Source organism: uncultured Rhodoblastus sp. (assembly GCF_903903185.1).
GTDB lineage: Bacteria > Pseudomonadota > Alphaproteobacteria > Rhizobiales > Beijerinckiaceae > Rhodoblastus.
In genome coordinates, this window is record NZ_CAIUXT010000233.1 from 1 (window position 1) to 7,183 (window position 7,183).

General features: G+C 63.3%; 10 protein-coding genes and 1 pseudogene. 6 read left to right on the forward strand and 5 right to left on the reverse strand.

The window, feature by feature from the left end:
• On the reverse strand, positions 1 to 783 hold a 783-nt coding region (locus tag QZY01_RS21485), incomplete at its 3' end, for a LysR family transcriptional regulator (RefSeq protein WP_294541307.1).
• A 120-nt stretch (positions 784 to 903) separates the two neighbouring features.
• Here QZY01_RS21485 and QZY01_RS21490 point away from each other — a divergent pair.
• The 4 genes from QZY01_RS21490 to QZY01_RS21505 all read left to right on the forward strand — a co-directional run bounded on the left by QZY01_RS21490 (position 904) and on the right by QZY01_RS21505 (position 3,422).
• Entirely contained in the window at positions 904 to 1,455 is a 552-nt protein-coding gene (locus QZY01_RS21490) for a carboxymuconolactone decarboxylase family protein (RefSeq protein ID WP_294541309.1), read from the forward strand.
• Between the two features lie 87 nt (positions 1,456 to 1,542).
• Positions 1,543 to 2,007 carry a nuclear transport factor 2 family protein gene (locus tag QZY01_RS21495; protein WP_294541311.1) on the forward strand — a complete coding sequence of 155 codons (465 nt, stop codon included), beginning with the start codon at positions 1,543 to 1,545 and terminating at the stop codon, positions 2,005 to 2,007.
• Between the two features lie 7 nt (positions 2,008 to 2,014).
• Complete coding sequence (locus QZY01_RS21500; protein ID WP_294541313.1) at positions 2,015 to 2,632, forward strand: pyridoxamine 5'-phosphate oxidase family protein; 618 nt, start codon at positions 2,015 to 2,017, stop codon at positions 2,630 to 2,632.
• Positions 2,633 to 2,756: 124 nt separating this feature from the next.
• Positions 2,757 to 3,422, forward strand: a complete 666-nt coding sequence (locus QZY01_RS21505; protein ID WP_294541315.1) for a glutathione S-transferase — start codon at positions 2,757 to 2,759, stop codon at positions 3,420 to 3,422.
• A 211-nt stretch (positions 3,423 to 3,633) separates the two neighbouring features.
• On the opposite strand, the gene QZY01_RS21510 is transcribed toward QZY01_RS21505, so the two are convergent.
• Together QZY01_RS21510 and QZY01_RS21515 are read right to left on the reverse strand one after the other, a co-directional pair.
• A complete protein-coding gene (locus QZY01_RS21510) occupies positions 3,634 to 3,870 on the reverse strand; it encodes a pentapeptide MXKDX repeat protein (RefSeq protein ID WP_294541317.1) in 237 nt (78 codons plus the stop codon).
• A gap of 303 nt (positions 3,871 to 4,173) precedes the next feature.
• Entirely contained in the window at positions 4,174 to 4,584 is a 411-nt protein-coding gene (locus QZY01_RS21515; protein ID WP_294541319.1) for a 4-oxalocrotonate tautomerase, read from the reverse strand.
• Positions 4,585 to 4,700: 116 nt separating this feature from the next.
• On the opposite strand from QZY01_RS21515, the gene QZY01_RS21520 reads away from it, so the two are divergent.
• Complete coding sequence (locus QZY01_RS21520; RefSeq protein ID WP_294541321.1) at positions 4,701 to 5,552, forward strand: LysR substrate-binding domain-containing protein; 852 nt, start codon at positions 4,701 to 4,703, stop codon at positions 5,550 to 5,552.
• Between the two features lie 333 nt (positions 5,553 to 5,885).
• On the opposite strand, the gene QZY01_RS21525 is transcribed toward QZY01_RS21520, so the two are convergent.
• The gene (locus tag QZY01_RS21525; RefSeq protein WP_294541323.1) at positions 5,886 to 6,293 is read right to left on the reverse strand and encodes a type II toxin-antitoxin system VapC family toxin; all 408 of its coding nucleotides are present in this window, start codon (positions 6,291 to 6,293) and stop codon (positions 5,886 to 5,888) included.
• Complete coding sequence (gene vapB / locus QZY01_RS21530) at positions 6,293 to 6,529, reverse strand: type II toxin-antitoxin system VapB family antitoxin (RefSeq protein ID WP_294541324.1); 237 nt, start codon at positions 6,527 to 6,529, stop codon at positions 6,293 to 6,295. Before vapB ends, QZY01_RS21525 begins: the two co-directional genes overlap by 1 nt.
• 270 nt (positions 6,530 to 6,799) lie before the next feature.
• Between vapB and QZY01_RS21535 the strand changes: the two are divergent.
• Positions 6,800 to 7,183, forward strand: a pseudogene (locus tag QZY01_RS21535) (ISAzo13 family transposase); the annotation flags it as partial.

Here is a 7,183-nt window from a genome sequence, read left to right on the forward strand (position 1 = left end):
CAGGGGCGCGGGCTCGCAGTCCTCCAGCACCACCGTCAGCGGGCCGGCGCGAATGGCTTGCTCCACCTGATAACTCAGCACGCGGGTGACGCCGACGCCGGCGATGGCGGCGTCGATGGCTGCTTCCGCCGTATTGACCACCAGCCGGGCGCGCGGCGTGATCGTCGCGGACTTGAATCGCCACAGGCCCGCCGCGCTCAAGGTCTGGAAGGCGACGCAGACATGTCGTTCAAGTGCGGCGAGGTCTTGCGGAACGCCATGTTCGGCGAGATAGGCGGGGCTGGCGCAGACGATATGGCGGATGGTCCCCAGCCGGATCGCGAACAGCCCGCTGTCGGGAAGCGCGCCGATGCGCAGCGCCAGATCGATGTGCTCGTCGAGCAAATCGACCATCTTGTCGGCGAAAATCACCTTGATGTCGATTTCGGGATAGGCCCGCAGGAAATCGATCGCCACCGGCAGCAGATGCAGCCGCCCGAAGACAATCGGCGCGCTGATGACCAGATCGCCCTTGGGCGTGCGGAATTCGCCGGAGGCGACGCGCTCGGCCTCCTCCACATCGTCGAGGATCCGGCGACACGACGCGATATAGGCGAGGCCGGCGTCGGTCGGCGTGAACTGGCGGCTGGAGCGGTTGAACAGCCTGGTCCCCAGATGCGCCTCCAGCTCCGAAACCTTGCGGCTGACGGTCGCCAACGGAATGTTGAGCCGCCGCCCCGCCGCCGAAAGACTGCCGGTTTCGACCACGGTCAGCAGGATCGACATGGCTTCGAGACGATCCATCGGATTTCCATTTTTCGAGAGGATGCTTCCCGATACTGGCGCCTATTGGAGAGATTTGGAAGGGGGTAGCTTCTGGTCATCGGCCTCCCGGACCGACCCACCCCATCAGGAGTTTCGCCCATGTCCCGCCTTGCCACGCCCGCCACCGTCGCCGACGCCCCCGCCGCTTCGCAGCCCTTGCTCGAAGCCGTCAAAAAGCAGCTCGGCGTCGTGCCGAACCTGTTCCGCCTCGTTTCCAGCAGCCCGGCGGCGCTCGAAGGCTATCTCGGCCTGTCCGGCGCCCTCGCCAAGGGCGCCCTGCCCGCGCAGACCCGCGAGCGCATTGCGCTTGCCGTGGCCGAAGCCAATGGCTGCGATTATTGCCTCTCGGCCCACACTTATCTCGCCAAAAACCTCGCCAGGCTGGACGACGCCGAAATCGCCGCCAACCGCCTCGGCCATTCCAACGACCCCAAGGCCGACGCCGCCGTCGCTTTTGCCGTCAAGGTGGTCCGCGAACGCGGCCATGTGAGCGAAGACGCCGTGCGCGCCGTCAAGCTCGCCGGATACGACGACGCCCAGGTGATCGAGATCGTCCTGCATGTCGCCCTGAACACCTGGACCAATTACATCAATTCCGTCGCCGCGACCGACATCGACTTCCCGGTCGTCACCGTCGGCAAAGCCGCCTGATCGCGGCGCGACGCGCGCCGGGGAAGGCAAGCCCCTCCCCTTCGCCTTCTCCGGCGCGAAAATTTTCGGCCTTAACAGGAGTTCGCCATGTCCCGTCCGCCGCTGCCGCCCTTCGACCTCGCTTCCGCCACGCAAAAGGTCCGCCTCGCCGAGGACGCCTGGAATTCGCGCGATCCGGCGCGGGTTGCTCAGGCCTATACCATCGACAGCCGCTGGCGGAACCGCACCGAATTCGTCGAGGGCCGCGCCGCGATTGAAGCGCTGCTGACGCGCAAATGGCAAAGGGAGCAGGATTACCGCCTGATCAAGGAAATCTGGGGTTTTCGCGAGAACCGCATCGCCGTGCGCTTCGCCTATGAATGGCGCGACGCGGACGGAAACTGGTCCCGCGCCTATGGCAATGAGAACTGGGAATTCGACGCCGGCGGGCTGATGCGTCGCCGCATCGCCAGCATCAACGATGCGCCGCTGGCGGAAAAGGACCGGCTGTTCCATTGGCCGCTCGGTCGCCGCCCCGACGATCACCCCTCGCTCAGCGACCTTAACCTGTGAAATCGCCATGAACGCACCCTGTCAGCCCCCATCCAGCGACATCGCCTTCACGCCCTCGGTCAAGGCCGTGCAGGAGCGCAAAGGCTCGCGCCGGGCCTATGCCCATGTCGAGGAAAACGGCGGCTGGCCGACCCGGATCACGCCCGAACTCGCCGCCTTCATCGCCGCCCAGACCAGCGTCTTCCTGGCGACCGCCAACAGCCTCGGCCAGCCGACCATCCAGCATCGCGGCGGCCCGCCGGGTTTTTTGCGCGTGCTGGACGAGGCCACGATCGGCTTTGCCGACTTCACCGGCAACCGGCAATACATCACCCTCGGCAATCTCGCCGAGAACGATCGGGCGCATCTGTTCCTGATCGATTACGCGACGCGCAAGCGCATCAAGATCTGGGGCCGCGCCCGGGTCGTCGAGGACGACGAGACGCTGTTGGCTGAGTTGATGCCGCGCGACTATCGGGCGCGCCCGTCGCAGGCGATCCTGTTTTCCGTTTCCGCCTGGGACGCCAATTGTCCGCAGCACATCCCGCAGAAAATCGACGCCGCCGACGTCGCTGCGGCGCTCGCCGAACGCGACGACCGCATCCGCGCGCTCGAAGCGGAACTGGCGGCTTTGCGGGGCAGCTGATTTTCTGGCCATTTTGAGACCGCATGACAAAAACAGTTTGCGTTTCGGAGTTTTTCAGCAATGCCCGCCCGGATGCGCTACAGTCGGCTCTTGCATGAATTTCATGCGGACGCGGAGCAGCGGGATGATCGTCTTGTGCGGTTTCGGCGTCAGCAATTATTACAACAAGCTCAAGCTCTGCATGTTGGAAAAGGGCGTCCAGTTCGAGGAAAAGCTTGTCTATCCCTGGGAGCGCGCAAGTTTTCGGGAGGCTTCCCCGCTGGGCCGCATTCCCTTTATCGAGGCCAAACATGGCGGCCTGTCGGAGACGCAGGCGATTGTCGAATATCTTGAGGATGAGTTCCGCGACAAGCCGCTCTTTCCCAACTCGCCCTTCGCGCGGGCGAAATGCAGGGAACTGCTCCAGCATCTCGAACTCAATGTCGAATGGGTGGCCCGTCGCCTCTATCGCGAAGCCTTTTTCGGCGGCGCCGTCTCAGCCGAAACCAAGAGCGAGGTCCGCGCCAAACTGGCGGCGGGACTCGAGGCTCTGGCGCGCCTCGCCCGGTTCTCGCCCTTTATCTGCGGGGAGGATTTGACCGCCGCCGATTGCGCCGCGATTTTCCATCTTGATTATGTCCGGCAGGCCAGCATGAAAATCTATGGCGAGGACATGCTGGCGGAGCATTTGCCGGAGGCCGCCGCCTATCTGACCGACATGTCGCAGCGCCCGCATGCCCAGGCCACCTTGGCCGACCGCACCAAGGCTTTGGCGGCTTTTCAGGCGCTTCGCATCGATTACGCGGGCTGACGGAAACTCAAATCCCCGCGTACCATTCATAACCCCGGTCTGGCCAGAACCCGCCCTTGCCGCGTCCTGGATGGCCGGGCCGCGGCTCGACGCGCAGCCGCGGCGACGGCGCCAAGGCCGGCCAAGCCGAGGCCGGGAAATTTGCGCCGGCCCAGCAGCTTACGTGTGGGGAGCCGCCCGGCGCGAGGCCGGGCGGGACCGATTTTCTGGATTACTTGCCGCCCTTCATCGCGTCGGACTTCATGGCGTCGCCTTTCATGGCGTCACCCTTCATGTGATCGCCCTGCATCGCGTCGCCTTTCATGGCGTCGCCCTTCATCGCGTCCCCCTTCATATGATCGGACTTCATGCTGTCGGTCGACATTTTGTCCTGGGCGGCGGCGGCGCCAGCGAAGGCGAACAGGGCGAGGAAAGCGAAGGCGGCGGTGCGGTTGATCCTGGCGTTCATGGCGTTTGCTCCTGAAATGGGTGGACCGGACCCTCTGCCCGAGCCTCGCGGCCGGTGAGAAGTTCCGAACGGGTGAAAGGATTTTCTCCTTCATCGACCTTACGAAGCGCCAGATGGACTGGTTACGCGGCGCGTCTGAAAGTATTTCGATTGGACTTGAAGCCGGTCTTTGAAGGCCCGGTTTTTTAGCCGGGTGGTTCGCTCGGCGAGGGCCGATGACGGAAACTACCCTCGACGTTCCGGTTCAGGCAGCCCCGCATTTCGGGAGCAATCCTCCCGAAATCCGGAAGGCGCCGCCGCCTCTCAAGCGGCATCCTTGATTTTGGCTTCGATGAAGCGGAATTCCTGCGTCTTGCCGCCGAAACCCCAGGCCGCGGCGGCGACTTCATGAACCACGATATAGCTGGTTTGATGCACGCCGCCGAGCAAGCGCTCCATCGCAAGGAACACGGCCTCGATATAGCTTGCGATTTGCGTTTTGGTATTGGTCGCCGCCGTCACCTTGATATCGAGCGAAAAGCTCTTCTGGCCCAGCTCGGCGAGCGATTTGCCGCCGATGATCCAGTCGGTCGGCGCGATATACTGGAGGACCACCGCCGTCACCTTGGGGTCCTTGCCCAGATGGACGCGCGTGGCCTCGGTCAAGAGCTCCGAGATCGAAGCCGAGAGTTTGGCGTCGGCTTGCGCCGAGACGGACAGATTGAGAATCGGCATATGAGCGCTCCTGTTGGCGTCGACGCCGGTCATTCGCCGCGTCGCCTCCAACATGAGGCTTTTTGAGACAAATAAAATCGAATTGAATTGTCATGATACTTCACTAAAATTGAATCATGAAAACCTTCGACCCCGAACTTCTGCTCACCCTTGTCGCCTTCGCCGAAACCGGCTCGCTCGCAGCTGCGGCTTCGCGCGTCGGAAGAACCCCCTCCGCCATCACCGCGCAGATGCAAAGGCTGGAGGAGAGCGCCGGGGTCGCCTTGCTCGAAGCCGCCGGACGCGGCCGGTCCCTCACCGAAGCGGGCGCGCAGCTGGTGATTCACGCCCGTCGCATTCTGAACGCCAACAACGAGGCCTGGCTGAGCCTTGCCGGCGCTGCGGCGGATAGCCGGGTCGCGCTGGGGGTGACGCAGGATTTCGCGGATACCGATCTTCCGCTTCTGCTGAACCTTTTCGCCAGATCTCATCCGAGGGTGCGGATCGACCTGCGCGTCGGGCGTTCGTCCGAGCTCTGGCGGCAATTGGGGGATGGCGGCGTCGATATCGCGGTCGCCATGCGGCGCCCCCTGGCCTCGGGGGAGATGGCAGTCATCGTCGAGCCCATGTACTGGCTGATGGCGAGACAGGGCCTTGTCGTCCCCACCGATGAAATGCCGCTCGCTGTGCTTGACCCGCCATGCGGATTTCGCGATGCGGCTTTGCAATCGCTGGAAAACATTGGCAGGCCGTATCGCCTGGCCGCCACAAGCCCCAGCCTGTCGGGGCTACGCGCTGCGGTAAGGGCGGGCATAGCGGTCACGGCTCGGACAAGGCGCTGGCTAGGGCCGGATATGATGGAGGCGACGGCGCAATTGCGGCTGCCAAATCTGCCGAAAGCCGAGTTCTCGATCAACCTCCGCGCTGGAGGCGACCGATCAGCGGCTCAGCTCGCCGCCATCCTCGCCGAGGGGCTGGCGTCTGGATAGCGATGCTTCGTCGCGGCGGTGAAGCGCGAAACCGAAACGCAGATGTGGGCGGCGAACTGAAACTTGCGGCGCCCCGCCGAAAAAAGTCAACCAGGCGTCGCGCAATGCTTGAGGCGGCTCAATGGGATTAGCCCAGTCCGACAAGGTAGCTCAGAAGAAGCGAAATTAAAGGTGGACCGCTTTAAGCTATTGGCTGCTGTGCTGAACTATTTCGACGACTGGCCGCTCAGGGTCATGATGAGGCGAACGAGTGAAAGAAGTTTTGGCCGCAATCAGCTCAGTAGCCGCCCGTCTCTGTTACAAAGGTGTTTGCGGCGGGTCGGGGCATCGGCGTCAGGACGTGGGCGTCAGCCAATTCTCGGCGACGACCCCAGGATATTTGGCGAAGTTGCGGAGATTATTGGTGACGATGGTAACGCCGAGCGCGACGGCGTGAGCGGCGATGAGCTTGTCGAGATGGTCCGCGCGGCTGTCGCGGGTCGCGAGGCGTATAGGTCCGTAGGCGATTCCGGCAGGAGCGTCGAACGGCGCGACCGGAATGTCCTCAATGAGGTTTTCGAGGTTGGAGCGCTCGCGTTCGGGGTCTGCCGACGCCGTGACGCCGTACTGGAGTTCAGCGTAAGTTATCGCTGACATGACGACGTCGCCGACGGAGCATTGCGCGAAGCGGCGAGCGACCTCCTCGGGCTGGTTCTTCATCAGGTAAATGCAGATGTTAGTGTCGAGCACGTAGCGCGCCATCACAGGGTGTCCCGCTCGGCTTGGTCGTGGTCGCCCCGGCCCTCGGCCATGAAGTCGGGCGAAAATTTCGCGAATTTGGCGAGGACGCCGGCGAGCGAGCGGCGCGCGGGCCGAATGCGGAGTTCGTCGCCGACGCGCTCGATCTCGACATCGATGTCGCTGCGCTCATACGCCAGTTCCGCAGGAATGCGGACAGCTTGCGAATTACCGTTTTTGAAAACGCGAGTGGTGGACATAAGCCTTTCCAATGATGGATGTACGTCGGATGTACAATACGACAGCTGCAGCCGAAGGTAAAGTGCGGCGAAACGGAGCAGCGACTTCGTTCGGCGCTGCCGCCAGCTGGCGCGGATTGCGGCCCCTTAGACCGACGGCGCCGCAACCCCTCCGTCAAAGGTCGACCTGCTCGGAGATGCTAAGGCGCCGTTGATAAATAACTGAATCAAAGAACGATTTCTGCGAGTCTTGGGATTCTCAGCTGGAGTCCGATTTCATAGAATCGCGGCGTGATTGACGAATCAGCCATACGACTGCGGTTTCAAGCGCTCGATCCTTTGCTGGATGAGCGCGGACGGCGGCGCTTGGCGGCGGCTGAAGCCATGGCCGCAGGACGTGGCGGCGTCAGCGCGGTTTCTCGCGCGACTGGCATGGCGCGCAGCACGATTGGACGCGCGCTCGTCGAACTTCGCGACGGAGCCATGTTGGACGACAATCGTGTTCGCCGGGCCGGCGGCGGACGCAAACCATTGAGCCAGACCGACGCCAGCCTGCTGGACGAGCTTCGTCATCTGGTCGATCCGGCGACGCGCGGCGATCCCGAATCTCCGCTGCTGTGGACATCGACAAGTCTGCGCAAGCTGGCCGAGGGGTTGCGCGGCATTGGCCACGCG

Excerpts from the sequence above, each read along its gene's own strand:
- QZY01_RS21505 (WP_294541315.1), top strand. The coding sequence starts at position 2,757 with ATGATCGTCTTGTGCGGTTTCGGCGTCAGCAATTATTACAACAAGCTC.
- QZY01_RS21500 (WP_294541313.1), top strand. The coding sequence starts at position 2,015 with ATGAACGCACCCTGTCAGCCCCCATCCAGCGACATCGCCTTCACGCCC.
- vapB (WP_294541324.1), bottom strand. The coding sequence starts at position 6,529 with ATGTCCACCACTCGCGTTTTCAAAAACGGTAATTCGCAAGCTGTCCGC.
- QZY01_RS21510 (WP_294541317.1), bottom strand. The coding sequence starts at position 3,870 with ATGAACGCCAGGATCAACCGCACCGCCGCCTTCGCTTTCCTCGCCCTG.
- QZY01_RS21495 (WP_294541311.1), top strand. The coding sequence starts at position 1,543 with ATGTCCCGTCCGCCGCTGCCGCCCTTCGACCTCGCTTCCGCCACGCAA.
- QZY01_RS21515 (WP_294541319.1), bottom strand. The coding sequence starts at position 4,584 with ATGCCGATTCTCAATCTGTCCGTCTCGGCGCAAGCCGACGCCAAACTC.
- QZY01_RS21520 (WP_294541321.1), top strand. The coding sequence starts at position 4,701 with ATGAAAACCTTCGACCCCGAACTTCTGCTCACCCTTGTCGCCTTCGCC.
- QZY01_RS21490 (WP_294541309.1), top strand. The coding sequence starts at position 904 with ATGTCCCGCCTTGCCACGCCCGCCACCGTCGCCGACGCCCCCGCCGCT.
- QZY01_RS21525 (WP_294541323.1), bottom strand. The coding sequence starts at position 6,293 with ATGGCGCGCTACGTGCTCGACACTAACATCTGCATTTACCTGATGAAG.